Annotated in this window: 18 protein-coding genes; 10 read left to right on the top strand and 8 right to left on the bottom strand. The window is 62.6% G+C overall.

Going from position 1 to position 15,823, the window contains the following annotated elements:
- Positions 1–13 precede the first annotated feature (13 nt).
- The 3 genes from CWE01_RS11925 to CWE01_RS11935 all read right to left on the bottom strand — a co-directional run bounded on the left by CWE01_RS11925 (position 14) and on the right by CWE01_RS11935 (position 2,578).
- Entirely contained in the window at positions 14–490 is a 477-nt protein-coding gene (locus CWE01_RS11925) for a (2Fe-2S)-binding protein (RefSeq protein WP_100940724.1), read from the bottom strand.
- 355 nt (positions 491–845) lie between these two features.
- Positions 846–1,295, bottom strand: a complete 450-nt coding sequence (locus CWE01_RS11930; RefSeq protein WP_100940725.1) for a MarR family winged helix-turn-helix transcriptional regulator — start codon at positions 1,293–1,295, stop codon at positions 846–848.
- Between the two features lie 230 nt (positions 1,296–1,525).
- Positions 1,526–2,578: a 2,5-dihydroxypyridine 5,6-dioxygenase gene (locus tag CWE01_RS11935; RefSeq protein ID WP_100940726.1), complete on the bottom strand. Its 1,053-nt coding sequence runs from the start codon at positions 2,576–2,578 to the stop codon at positions 1,526–1,528.
- 311 nt (positions 2,579–2,889) lie between these two features.
- On the opposite strand from CWE01_RS11935, the gene CWE01_RS11940 reads away from it, so the two are divergent.
- The 6 genes from CWE01_RS11940 to CWE01_RS11965 all read left to right on the top strand — a co-directional run bounded on the left by CWE01_RS11940 (position 2,890) and on the right by CWE01_RS11965 (position 9,038).
- Positions 2,890–4,038 carry an FAD-dependent monooxygenase gene (locus CWE01_RS11940; RefSeq protein ID WP_100940727.1) on the top strand — a complete coding sequence of 383 codons (1,149 nt, stop codon included), beginning with the start codon at positions 2,890–2,892 and terminating at the stop codon, positions 4,036–4,038.
- A complete protein-coding gene (locus CWE01_RS11945; protein WP_100940728.1) occupies positions 4,035–4,844 on the top strand; it encodes an alpha/beta fold hydrolase in 810 nt (269 codons plus the stop codon). Before CWE01_RS11940 ends, CWE01_RS11945 begins: the two co-directional genes overlap by 4 nt.
- A 140-nt stretch (positions 4,845–4,984) precedes the next feature.
- The gene (locus CWE01_RS11950; protein ID WP_100940729.1) at positions 4,985–5,737 is read left to right on the top strand and encodes an Asp/Glu racemase; all 753 of its coding nucleotides are present in this window, start codon (positions 4,985–4,987) and stop codon (positions 5,735–5,737) included.
- A 15-nt stretch (positions 5,738–5,752) separates the two neighbouring features.
- On the top strand, positions 5,753–6,385 hold the full coding sequence (locus tag CWE01_RS11955) for an N-carbamoylsarcosine amidohydrolase (RefSeq protein ID WP_100940730.1): 633 nt from the start codon (positions 5,753–5,755) through the stop codon (positions 6,383–6,385).
- A 172-nt stretch (positions 6,386–6,557) separates the two neighbouring features.
- Positions 6,558–7,868, top strand: a complete 1,311-nt coding sequence (locus CWE01_RS11960) for an MFS transporter (RefSeq protein WP_100940731.1) — start codon at positions 6,558–6,560, stop codon at positions 7,866–7,868.
- Positions 7,869–7,958: 90 nt separating this feature from the next.
- Positions 7,959–9,038: a nucleoside hydrolase gene (locus CWE01_RS11965; protein WP_100940732.1), complete on the top strand. Its 1,080-nt coding sequence runs from the start codon at positions 7,959–7,961 to the stop codon at positions 9,036–9,038.
- A gap of 134 nt (positions 9,039–9,172) precedes the next feature.
- Here CWE01_RS11965 and CWE01_RS11970 read toward each other — a convergent pair whose 3' ends face one another.
- Both CWE01_RS11970 and CWE01_RS11975 read right to left on the bottom strand, forming a co-directional pair.
- The gene (locus CWE01_RS11970; protein WP_100940733.1) at positions 9,173–9,715 is read right to left on the bottom strand and encodes a cysteine hydrolase family protein; all 543 of its coding nucleotides are present in this window, start codon (positions 9,713–9,715) and stop codon (positions 9,173–9,175) included.
- 240 nt (positions 9,716–9,955) lie between these two features.
- Complete coding sequence (locus tag CWE01_RS11975; RefSeq protein WP_100940734.1) at positions 9,956–10,501, bottom strand: histidine phosphatase family protein; 546 nt, start codon at positions 10,499–10,501, stop codon at positions 9,956–9,958.
- Between the two features lie 164 nt (positions 10,502–10,665).
- Between CWE01_RS11975 and copC the strand changes: the two genes are divergently transcribed.
- The 3 genes from copC (at position 10,666) to CWE01_RS11990 (ending at position 13,421) form a co-directional block, all read left to right on the top strand.
- Positions 10,666–11,040: a copper homeostasis periplasmic binding protein CopC gene (gene copC, locus CWE01_RS11980; RefSeq protein WP_100940735.1), complete on the top strand. Its 375-nt coding sequence runs from the start codon at positions 10,666–10,668 to the stop codon at positions 11,038–11,040.
- 4 nt (positions 11,041–11,044) lie between these two features.
- Positions 11,045–11,896, top strand: coding sequence for a copper homeostasis membrane protein CopD (gene copD, locus CWE01_RS11985; protein WP_100940736.1), 852 nt, complete (start codon positions 11,045–11,047; stop codon positions 11,894–11,896).
- A gap of 154 nt (positions 11,897–12,050) precedes the next feature.
- Entirely contained in the window at positions 12,051–13,421 is a 1,371-nt protein-coding gene (locus CWE01_RS11990; RefSeq protein ID WP_100940737.1) for a gluconate:H+ symporter, read from the top strand.
- 146 nt (positions 13,422–13,567) lie between these two features.
- Here the strand turns inward: CWE01_RS11990 and CWE01_RS11995 are convergent, their stop codons facing one another.
- From CWE01_RS11995 to CWE01_RS12000, 3 genes are all read right to left on the bottom strand, one after another.
- Positions 13,568–14,053 (bottom strand): GNAT family N-acetyltransferase, encoded by a 486-nt coding sequence (locus tag CWE01_RS11995; RefSeq protein WP_100940738.1) that lies wholly within the window; start codon positions 14,051–14,053, stop codon positions 13,568–13,570.
- A gap of 63 nt (positions 14,054–14,116) precedes the next feature.
- Positions 14,117–14,248, bottom strand: coding sequence for a hypothetical protein (locus CWE01_RS33855; RefSeq protein WP_256579343.1), 132 nt, complete (start codon positions 14,246–14,248; stop codon positions 14,117–14,119).
- Positions 14,238–14,813 (bottom strand): DUF4865 family protein, encoded by a 576-nt coding sequence (locus CWE01_RS12000; protein WP_100940739.1) that lies wholly within the window; start codon positions 14,811–14,813, stop codon positions 14,238–14,240. Before CWE01_RS12000 ends, CWE01_RS33855 begins: the two co-directional genes overlap by 11 nt.
- Positions 14,814–14,919: 106 nt before the next feature.
- On the opposite strand from CWE01_RS12000, the gene CWE01_RS12005 reads away from it, so the two are divergent.
- Positions 14,920–15,786 carry a LysR family transcriptional regulator gene (locus CWE01_RS12005; RefSeq protein ID WP_100940740.1) on the top strand — a complete coding sequence of 289 codons (867 nt, stop codon included), beginning with the start codon at positions 14,920–14,922 and terminating at the stop codon, positions 15,784–15,786.
- Positions 15,787–15,823: the final 37 nt, after the last annotated feature.

Genomic DNA, 15,823 nt, shown 5'->3' on the forward strand with positions numbered 1-15,823 from the left:
CGTCGATCCTGGTTCAAGGCAATGGACGGGCGGCACGCAGCACCGCGCGAAGGATTTCGATATGGGTGCCGCAACGACAGAGATTGGCCGACAGTTCCTGGCGGATCTGCGCTTCGCTGGGGTGCGGGATGCGGTCGAGCAAGGCCTTGGCGGTCATGATCATGCCGTTCAGGCAGTAGCCGCACTGGGCCGCCTGCTCGTCAATAAAGGCCTGTTGCACCGGGTGCGGCGCTTCGCGGCTGCCGAGGCCTTCGAGGGTGACGATCTGCCGGTCCACGGCGCCGGCCAGGGGAAACACACAGGAGCGCGCGGCCACGCCGTCGACGATCACCGTGCAGGCGCCGCACTCCCCCAGGCCACAGCCGTATTTGGGACCGTTGAGCCGCAGGTCGTTGCGCAGCACCAGCAACAGCGGGGTATCGGCCATGGCCGTCACCGAATGGCGTTGGCCGTTGACCTCAAGGGCTACCGTGATTTCCTGCGTCGTCATGGATTGCGCTCGCTTCATTTGATGAAGTAACCACTACATTAAAAGGGCGTGGGTCGAGGACTATGTCTCCTGACGACACACTTTTTTCGATGAAGTGGTTACTACATGAAGGGAGAGCAAGAAGAGTGCCAGTTGGACTTTCAGGCGTCCAACCAGGCCGCTGGCGAAACATAAAACCTGTAGGAGCCGGCTTGCTGGCGATAGCGGTTTATCAGGCAACGGCGATGTCGACCATCAGATCGCATCGCCAGCAAGCCAGCTCCTACAAGGGTCTGTGCACCAGGGTATTTCGCGGTGAATACACATACGGCGTCCCGACAAGCTCCGCGCCACACAGGCCCGCATCCAGAAAGGATTATTCGTCGCGGTCGTCGATCATCTTGCGCAGCAGGAACAGCACCGCGACCTGTTCGGCGGGATTGAGGTTGCTCATGGTCAGTTCACTGATCTTCGCCGCGCAGGGCACGGTCTGCTGCACCAGCCGGCTGCCGGCCTCGGACAAACCGACGATAACCTTGCGCCGGTCTTCGGGATCGGGCTCCAGGGTGATCAACTCACGCGCCCTGAGCCGCTCGACGATGCCGCGAATGGTTGCCTGGTCCACGGCGGTGGCCTTGACCAGTTCGGTCAGGGAGCTGGGGCCGTGATCGCGCACCGCGCACAGGGTGACGAACTGCACGGCGGTGAGCTGCGAGTCGCCGACATTCTGCTGGAAGATCGCCATATGCCGCTGGTAGGCCTTGCGCAGCAGGTGGCCGACTTGTTCGGAAAACACATAAGGGTTGGAATCAGGAGTATCCGGCACGGCAGGCTCGAAAAGGCGAGGAGGAATGGGCAGGCATGATGGACAGATTGTGGGAGGGACTCAAGTGTGAGGTTGTCTGACAGGGCCCCTTCGCGGGCAAGCCCTGCTCCTACAGTTTCGCGTCGTACACAGATTTTGCGCATGGCACAAAACTGTAGGAGCAGGGCTTGCCCGCGAAGGGGCCCGCAAGACCACCAAAAGCCTCACTGACAGCCCCCTCCGTCCCAGACTCAGCGAGCCCGCGACGCCTCCGGCGCCACCACATCGCCGCCGATCACCACCGCCTGGTCATCCAGGTACACATCGCAATGGCGCAACGGAATGTCCATATGGCACGGCGTCTTGCGCGTCCCGCCGACCTCGGTATTCGGCCCGGTGGAGAACAGGAAGTTGCCATAGAACGCCCGGGCATCCATGCACATGCCGTCGTTCTTGTCGTGCAACCCCATCGCCGTCCACTGCGCCCGCGGCTGCAGGCCCCAGCCGATATGGGAGATGCCATACACCTCGGGATCATTGAAATACTTCATGTAGTCACGCAGGTACTCGGCCTCGAAACCACCGTGGATCGAGGTGATAAACCCCTTCTCGATCTCCAGGGTGATCTTCTCCCGGGTGTAGGTCTTGAACGGCAGCAGGATATCGCCGACATCCAGCACCAGCACGCCCTCGGCGGTTTCCTCGTTCGGCCAGGAGAACAGAAAGCCGCTCGGCCAATGGTCCCAACGCCCCGGCTCATCGGCAAAACCATACTCGGTCACCGACGGATACTGCCCCAGCGCCGCGCGGAAATCGCTGCCGGCGCGGGAGGTCACATGGATCGAACGGGCCTTCTTCAACAGCTCTTCCGCCGCCAGCACCCGCACCTTGTCCGCCTCGGTCGGCAGCATCCGCGCCAGCACTTCCGGCGGTTCCACCGCCAGCAGGATGCGCGTGCCGGTCTTGAGGATCTGCTCCTGTTCCGGCGAGTGCAGCAACATCATCGTGTCGACGATCAGATCCGCCGCTTCCAACGCCCGCTGCGCGGCGATATTGCCGGTCAGCGCGGTGTCGCCACAGTAGGCGGTCATGTCGTTGCCCATGGCCGTCGGGTGGTTGAACGACGGTAATTCCACCGCGTACACCTTGGCCCCCAGGCGCTGCGCCGCCTCCATCGCCGAACGCACGGTGCGCGGATCGGAGTAATGGCTCTTGAGCACCGCGACACTCTGGGTCGAGTCGACTTTCGACAGCTTCAACACGTGCTCAAACATTTGCGTCAGTTCGCAATCACTTACCGGCATTTTCCTCTCTCCTCTTCGCTCGCGCTGCACCAAGTCGAGGCGCGACGCTTCAGTCTAGTGCGTTTTTATAGCGTATACACCATTTAATATCGATAAGACCTGAATTCACAGCGCTCTGCAAGCAGCAGACCAAAACGTTACCAACCCACACACACCCAATAAAAAAAGGTTACTTAGCGTTACCAAAGGCTGAAACCAGTAAAAATTTAATTTTTATCGCGGATCTTCTCTTTTGAAAAAAAGAGCGTATACACTTTAAAAACCCGGTGGCCGAACCTGCCACCCCACACTCGGAACGAGGAGCAAGCCCCATGGCAAGCACGCAAAAAATCGCCATCGTCGGCGCAGGCCTGGGTGGCGCCGCCGCCGCCACGCTGTTGCAACAAGCTGGATTCGATGTGTCGATCTACGAGCAGGCCCCGGAGTTTTCCCGCCTGGGCGCCGGGATCCACATGGGTCCGAATATCATGAAGATCTTCCGGCGCATGGGCATCGAGCAGCAGCTCGACCAGATGGGCTCGCACCCCGATCACTGGTTCAGCCGCGACGGCATGAGCGGTGACTACCTGTCGCGGATTCCCCTGGGCGAATTCGCTCGCAAGGAATACGGTGCGTCCTATGTCACCGTGCACCGTGGCGACCTGCATGCCTTGCAGATGTCGACGATCAAACCCGGCACCCTGCACTTCAACAAGCGCCTGGAAAAGATCGAAGACACCGGCGACCAGGTGCGCCTGAGCTTTACCGACGGCACCACGGCCAGCGCCGATATCGTCATCGGCGCCGATGGCATCAACTCGAAGATCCGCGAAGAACTGCTCGGCCACGAAGCACCGCTGTACAGCGGCTGGGTCGCCCACCGCGCACTGATCACCCGCGACAAGCTGGCCCGCTACGACCTCAACTTCGAGGACTGCATCAAGTGGTGGAGCGAGGACCGGCACATGATGGTCTACTACACCACCGGCAAGCGCGACGAGTACTACTACGTCACCGGCGTGCCGCACCCGGAGCTGGACTTCGAAGGCCCGTTCGTCGACAGCAGCCGCGAAGAGATGTTCGAAGCCTTCCAGGGTTACCACCCCACCGTGCAGGCACTGATCGAATCCACCGACAGCGTGACCAAATGGCCGTTGCGCAACCGTAACCCGCTGCCGCTGTGGAGCCGTGGGCGCCTGGTGCTGCTGGGCGATGCCTGCCACCCGATGAAACCGCATATGGCCCAGGGCGCCGGCATGGCCATCGAAGACGCCGCCATGCTCACGCGTTGCCTGCAGGAAACCGGCCTCAGCGACCACCGCACCGCCTTCGAACTCTATGAAGCCAACCGCAAGGAGCGCGCCTCGCGGGTCCAGGCGGTGTCCAACGCCAACACCTGGCTGCGCACCCAGGAAGATCCGGCCTGGGTCTACGGTTACGACCTCTACGCCCAGGTGCTGAAATCGGGGGTGGCGGCGTGAGCACTTTCGTCCACGGCGGCAACGTCCAGGCCAACGGCATTCGCCAGCACTACCTGCGCTATGGCGGCCAGGGCCCGGCGCTGATCCTGATCCCCGGTATCACCAGCCCGGCGATCACCTGGGGCTTCGTTGCCGAACGCTTCGGCCGGCACTTCGACACCTATGTGCTGGATGTCCGCGGACGCGGCCTGTCTTCCAGCGGTCCGGAACTGGACTACAGCGCCGAGACCTGCGCGAACGATATCGCCGCCTTCGCCGCCGCCCTGGGCCTGGACAGCTACCACCTGGTCGGCCATTCCATGGGCGCACGCTTTGCCGTGCGCAGTGCCGTGCTCAACCCCGCCGGGGTCAAGAGCCTGGTGCTGATCGACCCGCCGGTATCCGGGCCGGGTCGTCGCGAATACCCGAGCAAGCTGCCCTGGTACGTCGACTCGATCCACCAGTCGCTGATCGGGATGGATGCCGAGGCGATGCGCGCCTTCTGCGCCACCTGGACCCCGGAGCAACTGCAACTGCGCGCCGAATGGCTGCACACCTGCTACGAGCCGGCCATTGTCAGGGCGTTCAACGACTTCCATACGGTGGACTTCCACCAGGACCTGCCCCAGCTCGGCGCCCCCGCGCTGCTGTTGGTGGCCGGTCGCGGCGGCGTGATCCTGCCTGAGGACGAAGCCGAAATCCGCGCGCTGCAACCGGGCATCCGGATCGCCCACGTGCCCAATGCCGGCCACATGATTCCCTGGGACGACCTGGACGGTTTCTTCGCCGCCTTCGGCGACTTCCTCGGCGTGAGCCTGACCTCTTGAACAACACACAAACCTTGTAGGAGCCGGCTTGCTGGCGATGGCGACCAACCAGACGATGCAAGGCTCACAGGCCTGATCGCCAGCAAGCCGGCTCCTACAGAGTGATGTGTGACCTGAATCATCGATTTAAGGAGACAAGCATGATCAAGCCCTACCGTATCGGTCAGATCGTACCCAGCTCGAACACCACCATGGAAACCGAGATCCCGGCGATGCTCAACGCACGCCAGGCAATCCGTCCGGAACGCTTCACCTTTCACTCCAGCCGCATGCGCATGAAGCAGGTGCGCAAGGAAGAGCTGGCGGCCATGGACGGTGAATCCGACCGTTGCGCCGTCGAGCTGTCCGACGCCAAGGTCGACGTACTGGGCTACGCCTGCCTGGTGGCGATCATGGCCATGGGCCTGGGCTATCACCGCCAATCCGAAGCGCGCCTGCGCAAGGCCACCGCCGACAACGACGCCAACGCTCCGGTGATCACCAGCGCCGGCGCCCTGATCGAAGGCCTGAAAGTCATGGGTGCCAAGCGCATCGCGATTGTCGCGCCGTACATGAAGCCGCTGACCGAACTGGTGGTGAACTACATCCGCGAAGAAGGTTTCGAGGTGGTCGACTGGCGCGCCCTGGAGATCCCCGACAACCTCGAAGTGGCCCGCCACGACCCGGCCAACCTGCCAGGCATCGTCGCCGGCATGAACCTGGAGGGCGTCGATGTGATCGTGCTCTCGGCCTGCGTGCAGATGCAGTCGCTGCCGGCGGTGGCCAAGGTCGAGGCACAGACCGGCAAGCCGGTACTGACCGCCGCCATCGCCACCACCTACGCCATGCTCAAGGCCCTGGACCTGGAGCCGATCGTGCCCGGTGCCGGCGCCCTGCTCTCCGGCGCGTACTGATCGAGGAACCTCGCCATGAGCGAACAAAGCGCCAATGACAATTACCAGGGCGTCTGGGGCCAGCGGATCGGCTTCGGCCAGAAACCGGCCCTGCTGATGATCGATTTCATGCAGGGCTACACCACCGAGGGCGCGCCGCTGTTCGCCCCCGGCGTGGTCAGCGCCGTGGCCGAAAGCGTCGAGCTGCTGGACTGCGCCCGCCATCACGGCGTTGCGGTGGTGCACACCAATATTCGCTACCATCCGGGGCATTTCGCCGACGGTGGCATCTGGGTGCGCAAGGCGCCGGTGATGAAGGACATGGTCGAAGGCAATCCGCTCGCGGCGTTCTGCGAAGCGGTGTTGCCGCTGCCGTCGGAAGTGGTGATCAGCAAGCAGTACGCCAGTGCGTTTTTCGGCACCAGCCTGGCCTCGCAGTTGCACGCCCAAGGCATCGATACCGTGGTGCTGGCCGGTTGTTCCACCAGCGGCTGCATCCGCGCGACAGCGGTGGATGCCGTGCAGCACGGTTTCAGGACCATCGTGGTACGTGAATGCGTGGGCGACCGCCATTCGGCGCCCCATGAAGCGAATCTGTTCGACATCGACAGCAAGTACGGCGATGTCGTCAGCAAACAGGAAGCGATCTCGAAGTTCCAGGGAGCTTGACCGCAGAACCGTGCCACAGAGCATGGTCGCGTAAAAAACTGAGCGTCGCCTCCGTGCGGAGCGTGACGCCCAGTCTTCTGACACTGCCTTTGGAAGCCGCCTTTACCGCGCTCCAGAGTGCTGGAAAAAGCGGCTGTAATAAAAACCATAAGTCACCGCCAGGAGACAACCAATGCCCATTGCGAATGCAACATCAGCGACTACGGTCGCCGACCCGACCCAAGCGCTTTACCACAAGATCACCTGGAAACTGATCCCGTTCCTGTGCTTCTGCTACCTGGCCGCGTACCTCGACCGGATCAATATCGGCTTCGCCAAACTGCAGATGCTCGACCAGCTGCACTTCAGCGAAACCGCCTTCGGCCTCGGTGCCGGGCTGTTCTTCGTCGGTTATATCCTCTTCGAAGTGCCGAGCAACCTGGTACTGGAAAAGGTCGGCGCAAAAATCTGGATCGCGCGGATCATGATCACCTGGGGCCTGCTCTCGGCCTGCACCATGCTGGTCACCTCCACCACCCAGTTCTACATCCTGCGTTTCCTGCTCGGCGCCGCCGAGGCCGGCTTTCTGCCGGGCGTGCTGTTCTACCTGACCACCTGGTTCCCGACCCATCGACGCGGGCGCATCATTGCCCTGTTCATGATCGGCCTGCCGCTCTCCAGCGTTATCGGCGGACCGCTGTCGGGCTGGGTCATGGGCCACTTCGACCAGGTCAACGGACTGCGCGGCTGGCAATGGCTGTTCCTGATCGAAGCCGTGCCCAGCGTGTTGCTCGGCATCCTGACCTTCTGGGCATTGCCGAACCACTTCCGCCAGGCCAAATGGCTCAATGAGGAAGAAAAGGCCGTACTCGAAAGCGAACTGAAAAACGACGAGGCCAGCAGCCCCGACAGCAAGCAGCACTTTCGCGACGGCTTCTTCAACCTCAAGGTCTGGATGCTCGGCGGTATCGACTTCTCGATCCTGCTCAGCGCCTACGCCATGGGCTTCTGGATGCCGACCTTCATCCGCAACGCGGGGATCACCGACACCTTCCATATCGGCGTGCTCACCGCCTTGCCGAGTGTCGCCGCCCTGCTCGGCATGCTGCTGATCGGCGCCAGTTCCGACAAGCATCGCGAACGTCGCTGGCACATCATCGTGCCGTTTTTCATCGGCGCGGCTGCCATGGCCACCAGCACCTTCTTCACCCATAACGTGGTGGCGACGGTGGCCCTGTTCGCCATTGCCTCGGCGGCGATCATCGGCGCGGTGCCGGTGTTCTTCAGCCTGCCGGCGACCTTCCTCAAGGGCACCGCGGCGGCCACCGGTTTTGCCCTGGCCTGCTCGCTGGCGAACATCGCCGGACTGGTCAGCAACTCGCTGATGGGCGTGGCCATCGACCTCACCGGCAGCAGCGCCGGGGCCCTCTGGTTCTTCGCCGGTTGCCTGATCCTGAGCAGCTTCCTGGTGATCGCCCTGCCGGCAAAACTGGTCAATCGTTAAGTAGCCACTTACCTGCCGATGGCCTTTCCAGGCGTCGGCAGGCATGCTGGGCTACCGCAATACAACAACAACTCATTGGGGCACATCACCATGCAACGCTTTCTCAAGGGCTGCGCGCTGGCGCTGGCTGTCGGCCTGTCCGCCGGCTCGCTGCAAGCGGCTGAAAAAGTCATCATCGACACCGATTTCAACGTACTGAACGACGACGGCCAGGCCTTTATCATGCTGGCGCAGTTGCACGCGCAGAAGAAGATCGACCTGCTGGGCATGACCCTGGTCAGCGGCAACGCCTGGGTCGACCAGGAACAGGTCGACGCGCTCAAGGCCGTGGAACGCATGGGGGTGGAAAAGGAGATCGGCGTCTACTCCGGCGCGGCCTATCCGCTGCTGCATGACTTCGCCACTTATCCACAGGAGCAGGCGATGTTCGGTGCCGGCTGGCCGGGGGCGTTCAAGAACCCGCGGCCGACCTCGGCTGCGCAATTGGTCGCACCGCCCGATGGCCTGGCGACCCACACCAAGCTGCGCAGCGAAACCGCCCCGCAGTTCATTATCGACAGCGTGCGCAAATACCCCCACGAAGTGACCTTGCTGGCCATCGGTCCGCTGACCAACCTGGCCCTGGCGATCCGCCAGGCGCCGGATATCGTGCCGCTGATCAAGCGCATCGTGTACATGGGCGGCGCCATCGAGATTCCCGGCAACACCACGCCGGCGGCGGAATTCAACTGGTGGTTCGACCCGGAGGCGGCGAAGATCGTCCTGCGCTCGCCCATCGAACATGTGATCTTCCCCAACGATGTCTGTGAGAAAGTCACCTTCGATGCCTCGGTCTACAACCGGGTGATTGCCGCCAAGGGCGCGGTGCCGGAACTGTACAAGAGCGTGTTCGGGCCGCAGTTCGCCAAGGACCCGGGTTATCACAGCTTTACCTGGGACAGCCTGCCGGCCTTGTTCCTCGCCGAGCCTGAGATCGTCACCGAGTCGCGCGACATGTGGATCGATGTCGATACCCACTTCGGCCCGGACTACGGTCGTGCACTGGGCTACAAGAAGAGCCCGCCAGTGGGGACGCAGAAAGCCAAAATCGTCTTCGCGGTGGACCAGAAGAAATTCTGGAACGACTACGTCTCGCTGGTGACCTTGCCGACGCCGGTGAAAAAGCCCTGAGGATAGCGGCGCCAGATAGCCCGCTATCGCCAGCAAGCCGGCTCCTACAATGTCCGCGTCGTACCGAAATCTTGTATACGACGTAAAACCTGTAGGAGCCGGCTTGCTGGCGATGACCGCGTAGCGGTCGCCCCTCAGAACCGCACGTCAGCCGTACTCAACACCTGCACAAACGCTCCATTCAACGTCGCGTTGTGATGTTCGACAATCGCCCGGGCCGACAACCCGGGCGTTTCCATGCAGGTATGGGCATCACCCACCAGCACCGCCTCGAACCCCAGATCCCGCGCCAACCGGCAAGTGGTATCGACGCAATACTGAGTCTTCATCCCGACAATCACCAAACGTCCGATCCCGGCATCATCCAACTGCTCGGCCAACCCGGTATTGAAGAAACAACTGGGGCGCGTCTTGTCGACCAGACGATCCACCGCGGGATCGACCCGCAACTCCGGCACCAGTTGCCACAGCGCACTCCCCGCCGCAATCGGCGAGCCTTCAGGCCCGGTATGCCGGACCGCGAAAATCGGCGCATCGGCCTGCCGGGCCGCACCCATCAGTTGATTGATATTCTCCAGCACCCGCAGCCCTTCCCAGGGCTGGTCGGGACCGTGGAACAGACCGACCTGCATATCGATGATCAACAGGGCCGAACGCTTTGCGCTTTCTGCTTGCATGGGTATTGCTCCTTCCGTGTGATGCCAGCAAAGGCCCAGAAACCAAAAGGCCCCGTCCATTGCTGGCGGGGCCTGGGTTCACTGCGTTTACCGACTCACGCACCGACCTCACGCCCGCCATAGGCGGTCGTGGTGCTCTGGGTGAGGTTCAGCGGATTCCGGTTCATGGGCTCGATCATCCTACGGTCGGTTTGAATCTGGCAACCCCCCCGCGATCAAAAAAGGCAACAGCGCGCTGCCTCAGAAGCGCAACCGCCAGTGCCCGTTACGGCGCAGGTCGACCACGGATAACGGTTCGATATCGATCGCATTAAAGGAGGCGGGGCTGGCTCCCAGTGCATGCAGAAGTGCCGCACGGATCACGAAGGGATGGGTCACCACGATAAAATGCCCTTCCTCGCGAAACCCCTCGAGCCAGGCCCCGACCCGGGCACACAATGCCGCCACCGACTCGCCTGCCGGGGGGACCTGCGTCGGGTCCGAGGTCCAGGCCGCGAGCAATTCGGGTTCGCTCTCAAGCAAGTCCGTCAACATGACACCCTGCCATTCGCCGACATCCAGGTCACCCAGCTCCGGGACAATCTCGACCTCTCCACCCAAGGCCTCGGCGGTCTGCCAGGCGCGGGTTTCCGGAGCACTGAGGATGCGCACCGGTTTCTTCAGGCGCGCCGCCAGCTCGGCCGCCTTGAGCAAGCCCTTGGGCTCGACCGGTTCGTCCAGCGGAAAACGGCCCAGGCGCTGAGCCTCGGTGCGGGCGTGGCAAACAAAGCTCAAACGAATCGACATAAGGGTGTGTTCCGAAAGGCAGTCCGTGTCGTGGCTCAACATACCGGGAAGTCACTCAGCCGGTATTGCAAGTATCGCTCAAGCGAACAAAGGCTCAAATACGACGTTCGGCTGCAGAGCGAGCTAGTATAGTCAGCTCACTTCATCCCACGAGGAACTGATCGATGCCTGCTGCCCCGCTCAAGAAGATGCTCGGTACCCTGCTCCTGCTGGCCGGTCTGGCCGGTGCGAACGTCGCCTTCGCCCATGCCCACCTGAAAAGCGAAACCCCGGCCAAGGACGCCACCGTCAGCGCGCCGGCCGAATTGCGCCTGGTGTTCAGTGAAGGGGTCGAAGCGGCATTGACCAAGGTCGAAGTCAGCAGCTCCGGCAAGACCGTCACGCTGAAAAGCATTGCCACAGATCCGTCTGACAAGAAAACCCTGATCGTCACCCCCGCCGCGGCACTCCCGGCCGGTGAGTACAAGGTCGAATGGCACGCCGTGTCGGTCGATACCCACAAGAGCGAAGGCAACTACAGCTTCACGGTGGGCAACTGAGTCTATGCAAAACGCCATGGTCCTGTGCCGCTTCCTGCATTTCGCCGTGGTGTTGTCGTTGTTCGGGGCCTGCCTGTTCAGGCCCTGGTTGATCGGCAGCGCAGCCAGCCCGGCACTGGATCAACAGCTGCTCAGGATCAAGCGCTGGCTGGCGCTGCTGGCCTTGCTCAGCGCTGGCGGCTGGTTGCTGCTGACCACCGCCAATATGACCGGCGACTGGGCCGATACCCTGAATCCCGCCACTCTCCAACTGGTCCTGGGCAAGACCTTTTTCGGTCAGGTCTGGAGCTGGCACCTGGGCTTGTGCCTGTTGCTGGTGCTCAGCCTGCAGGCCAACACCCGCCCGGCCATCAACCTGCTGCTCGGTTTCCTGCTGTTGGCGACCCTCGCCCCGGTCGGCCACGGCGCCATGCTCGACGGCCTCGACGGACGCTTGCTGATGCTCAACCAGCTCATCCACCTGAGCGGCGTCGGTGCCTGGGTCGGTGGCCTGATGTTGCTCGCCCTGATGCTGAACAAACCGGCGGAACATGACATCAAGCAGGTCCTGCGACGCTTCGGCAACCTCGGTTACCTGTTGGTCGCCGTGATTATCATCACCGGCCTGATCAATGTGCGGGTCCTCACGGGAGCCCTCTGGCCGACGCCATTGTTCAACGGCTTCGCCCTGATCCTGCTGATCAAGGTGCTGATGGTCGTGCTGATGCTGGGGCTGGCCCTGTTCAACCGGGTGATGAGCCCGCGCGGACGTTTCAGTGTCTTGCGCACCAGCGTGACGATCGAATGGCTGCTCGGGCTGGGGGCGATTCTCGCCGTCTCGCTGCTGGGCACCTTACCGCCGATGCTGATGGACTGAGCCCACTCGGGGATGGCTGCCGAACGACGTCAATCGGCCTGGACTTTCATACTCCCGTTCGTAAAAAAAACCTCGCTCATGTAATCATCTATATGAATCCATCAGGTATATTCCTTCCAAACGAGTGACAAAATATTACAAGAAGGGGTTCCCGTTGGATCTTTCACATGCCGCGTGGCTTGCCCACGACACCCGCCTGATCGTCTGCTGCCTGCTGGCCATTGCCACCATCATCGTGCTGATCAGCCTGACCAAATTGCCCCCCTTCCTGTCCATCCTGATCGGCACCTTTGTCGCCGGGATCGGCGCTTCGCTGCCGCCTGAAGAAGTGGCCAAGGCGTTCAGCAAGGGCGCCGGCAGCCTGCTCGGTGAAGCCGGGATCATTATTTCCCTGGGCGCGATGCTCGGTGCGCTGATGGCCGAATCCGGGGCCGCCGATCGTATCGCCTCGACTCTCCTGCGCCATGCGCGGGGCAAGGCCCTGCCCTGGGTCATGGCGCTGGTGGCGATGGTCATCGGCTTGCCGCTGTTCTTCGAAGTCGGCCTGGTGCTGATGGTGCCGATCATCTTCGTGATCGCCCGCCAGTCCGGCCAGCCGCTGCTTAGGGTGGCGATTCCGGCCCTGGCCGGCATGACCACCCTGCATGCACTGATGCCGCCTCATCCGGGCCCGTTGATCGCCGTCAGCGCCTTGCACGCCGACCTCGGCATGACCATGTTGCTGGGCTTCTGCATCGCGGTCCCGGCGGTGATCCTCGCCGGCCCGCTCTACGGTATCTGGCTGTCCAGGCGCATGGATGTGAAGGAACCGGCCGAACTCGGCGCCCTGTTCACCGCCAAGGTCGAGACCCGACGCAAGCCGAGCTTCGCCATCTCGCTGCTGATCATCCTGCTGCCGGTGCTGCTGATGCTCGGCAGCACCCTGGCCAAGGTCGCCATGGCGCCGCAAAGCAACCTCGCCATCACCCTGAAGTTCCTCGGCGAACCCTTGATCGCCCTGGGCATCGCGGTGATCGCGGCGGTGATCTGCCTGGGTTGGTCGATCGGCATGGCCCGTGATCAAGTCGGCAGTGTGCTGCGCAAGAGCCTCGGGCCGATTGCCGTGCTGCTGCTGACCATCGGTGCCGGCGGCGGTCTGAAACAGACCCTGCTGGAAGCCGGCATCAGCGACACCATCAGCAAGGTCGCCACCGGCGCGAACATGTCCTACATCCTGCTGGCCTGGCTGATTGCCGTGGCACTGCGCCAGGCCACCGGTTCGGCGACCGTGGCGACCACCACCACGGCGGGCATTCTCGCGCCGCTGATGGCTGGCCTCGCAACCACCCAAAGCTCGCTGGTGGCCCTGGCCATTGGCGCCGGCTCGGTGTTCTTCTGCCACGTCAACGACGCCGGCTTCTGGATGGTCCGCGAGTACTTCGGCTTGCAACTCAAGCAGACGATCTGGGTCTGGTCGGTGTTGCAGACCATCGTTTCCGTGGTCGGGCTGATTGGCACGCTGTTGTTGTGGCAGTGGTTCAAGTAAACCGCCGCCACTGATTGAACACGCTCTACCGTAGGAGCCGGCTTGCTGGCGATAGCGATGTCACCTTCACCACCGCTATCGCCAGCAAGCCGGCTCCTGCAGATTTCGCGGCACGTTCAATTGCGTGGTGACTTCAGGATTTCCGCTCAATCCTGCGAGTGGGCAAAGTTCTTCAACACTTCGCCATCCATGCGGTAGCGCACCCATTCACTCTGGGGTTGCGCGCCGATGGATTCGTAGAAGCGAATCGCTGATTCGTTCCAGTCCAGCACACTCCATTCCAGGCGTCCGCAGTCATTGGCACAGGCGATCTGCGCCAGGTGCCGCAGCAGTTTCTTGCCTGCGCCGGCACCGCGTTGTTGCGGTGACACATAGAGGTCCTCCAGGTACAGGCCGTTACGCCCGAGCCAGGTGGAGTAGCTGAAGAAAAACACCGCAAAACCGACCGGCTCGCCATCGCGCAGGCAGATCAAACCGTGGGCCGTAGCCCCTTCGCCAAACAGGCTGCGCTCAATGTCGACGACGCTGGCGATCACTTCATGGCGGGCCCGCTCGTACTCGGCCAGTTCAGTGATAAAGGCCAGGATCTGCGGCGCATCGCTGGGCCGGGCTTCGCGTATTTCAAGGGACATGGGCGCTTCCAGAGTCGGTGAAGTCGCCCATGCTATGCGGATTGTGCGACGGCTTGAATCACTTCAATAAAAATTCACCGTCAACAGGCAGGCCAGCAGCGTCAAACCGAGGATCAGCCCGGCGCCGATACCCAGTCCGAGCAGATGGAAACCCAGGCACTGCCAATGTCCACTGCCCTCCTCTTCACGCACCATGGCGCAATTGCTCAAGTCCCGGTTGTGCCAGGTACAGCACCTCATACGCCTTGCCCGCGCGACGACGGTCAGGTTCGGACGACGACAGGGTGACCCGGATCAACTGCCAGGCCGCAGTATCCAGCGCGAGGAACACAGCCACCGTGTCGTCCTGACGAACGATGGCCTGGTTACGCTGCACCTCCGTCGCCAGCAACTGCACACGATCCGCCTCTGCATCGAACGGCAAGGCTTCGCGGTACAGCGCCCGGGCCCGCGGCGCGCTGCCCAGTTGCAGGTCCAGCGGCAGCCAGGCCTCGATATCCGGACGGCCGAATGAGTCGATCACCCGCTGGAAACGCTCGTCCATCAGAAAGCCCGCAGCAGCGCTCGGATCGGACCAGAGATACACCGACGAATACAGATTGGCCTGGGCCCCGAAGACCCCGCGCTCCTCGGCGATAAACGCCTTGAAGATCAGCCCCTGGGCATCGTCCCAGAGCGGACCCAGTTCGGCGGCGCGGCTGCGGATCAAGCCCAGGTCGTAGTTGGCGGGCAAGCGGTGTGAATACTGTTTGGCAAACATGGCGACACTCCTGTGGGAAAAGGTTATCGAGAACCTGGAGCCAGCTTGCGCAGGATCTATAATTACAACAAGATATCGATAGATATATGTGTGATAAGAGATAGATATGACTGAAGCCGTCAAGCCTCTCGATATCGACACCGTCCAGGCCTTTGTGCTGATTGCCGATTTCGCCAGTTTCACCCGCGCGGCCCAGGCGCTGGACACTTCCCAGGCGGCCATCAGCCTGAAACTCAAGCGCCTGGAGGAGCGTCTCGGCTACCGCCTGCTGGAGCGCACACCCCGGCATGTGCGGCTGTCGCCCCCGGGCGAGCAATTTATCCATGCCGCCCGCGCCTTGCTCCAGGCCCACGAGCGGGCGCTGGGGGATATGAGCGCCACGCCCAATCGTCGCTTGATCATCGGCATCAGCGACCACGTGGCGGGGCCGGACTTGCCGATCCTGCTGAGTCGCCTGGCGCACTACGATCCCCTGCTGATCATCGAGGTGCGGATCGCCTCGTCCCGGGACCTCAGCGCGGCTTTCGATCGTGGCGAGCTGGATGCGGCCATCGTGCGCAGCGAAGGCGATCGTCACGACGGTGAGGTGCTGGTGGTGGAGCGCTTCGGCTGGTTCGCCGCGCCCACCTGGCAACACATCCCCGGCAGCGTCCTGCGCCTGGCGACCATGGCCGCGCCCTGTGGCGTGCGGCATCTGGCGGTGCGGGTGCTGGACGACGCCGGCATCCCCTGGACCGAAGTGTTTATCGGCGGCGGTGTGATGGCGGTGGGCGCGGCGGTGAGTGCCGGGCTCGGCGTGGCGGCGCTGGCCAAACGGGTGGCACCGGCCGGCGCGATAGAAGTCGGTGAACAACTCGGGCTGCCGACCCTGCCGGTCACCGAAATCATCCTCCACGCCCGGCACACGGATGCCCGCTCGCAGGAAACCCTGCGGGCGCTGAGTGCGGCGTTTCGTGGGGTGCTGGAGCGCTAGTCGCTCATGACCTGCAAGCGCCGCGACAACCTTGGGC

Origin of the sequence: Pseudomonas sp. QS1027, from assembly GCF_002814235.1 — a bacterium.
In the GTDB taxonomy this organism is placed as follows: Bacteria; Pseudomonadota; Gammaproteobacteria; order Pseudomonadales; family Pseudomonadaceae; genus Aquipseudomonas.

Excerpts from the sequence above, each read along its gene's own strand:
- CWE01_RS12005 (WP_100940740.1), top strand. The coding sequence starts at position 14,920 with ATGACTGAAGCCGTCAAGCCTCTCGATATCGACACCGTCCAGGCCTTT.
- CWE01_RS11950 (WP_100940729.1), top strand. The coding sequence starts at position 4,985 with ATGATCAAGCCCTACCGTATCGGTCAGATCGTACCCAGCTCGAACACC.
- CWE01_RS12000 (WP_100940739.1), bottom strand. The coding sequence starts at position 14,813 with ATGTTTGCCAAACAGTATTCACACCGCTTGCCCGCCAACTACGACCTG.
- copD (WP_100940736.1), top strand. The coding sequence starts at position 11,045 with ATGCAAAACGCCATGGTCCTGTGCCGCTTCCTGCATTTCGCCGTGGTG.
- CWE01_RS11955 (WP_100940730.1), top strand. The coding sequence starts at position 5,753 with ATGAGCGAACAAAGCGCCAATGACAATTACCAGGGCGTCTGGGGCCAG.
- CWE01_RS11995 (WP_100940738.1), bottom strand. The coding sequence starts at position 14,053 with ATGTCCCTTGAAATACGCGAAGCCCGGCCCAGCGATGCGCCGCAGATC.
- CWE01_RS11960 (WP_100940731.1), top strand. The coding sequence starts at position 6,558 with ATGCCCATTGCGAATGCAACATCAGCGACTACGGTCGCCGACCCGACC.
- CWE01_RS11940 (WP_100940727.1), top strand. The coding sequence starts at position 2,890 with ATGGCAAGCACGCAAAAAATCGCCATCGTCGGCGCAGGCCTGGGTGGC.
- CWE01_RS33855 (WP_256579343.1), bottom strand. The coding sequence starts at position 14,248 with ATGGTGCGTGAAGAGGAGGGCAGTGGACATTGGCAGTGCCTGGGTTTC.
- CWE01_RS11925 (WP_100940724.1), bottom strand. The coding sequence starts at position 490 with ATGACGACGCAGGAAATCACGGTAGCCCTTGAGGTCAACGGCCAACGC.
- CWE01_RS11970 (WP_100940733.1), bottom strand. The coding sequence starts at position 9,715 with ATGCAAGCAGAAAGCGCAAAGCGTTCGGCCCTGTTGATCATCGATATG.
- CWE01_RS11935 (WP_100940726.1), bottom strand. The coding sequence starts at position 2,578 with ATGCCGGTAAGTGATTGCGAACTGACGCAAATGTTTGAGCACGTGTTG.
- CWE01_RS11965 (WP_100940732.1), top strand. The coding sequence starts at position 7,959 with ATGCAACGCTTTCTCAAGGGCTGCGCGCTGGCGCTGGCTGTCGGCCTG.
- CWE01_RS11975 (WP_100940734.1), bottom strand. The coding sequence starts at position 10,501 with ATGTCGATTCGTTTGAGCTTTGTTTGCCACGCCCGCACCGAGGCTCAG.
- copC (WP_100940735.1), top strand. The coding sequence starts at position 10,666 with ATGCCTGCTGCCCCGCTCAAGAAGATGCTCGGTACCCTGCTCCTGCTG.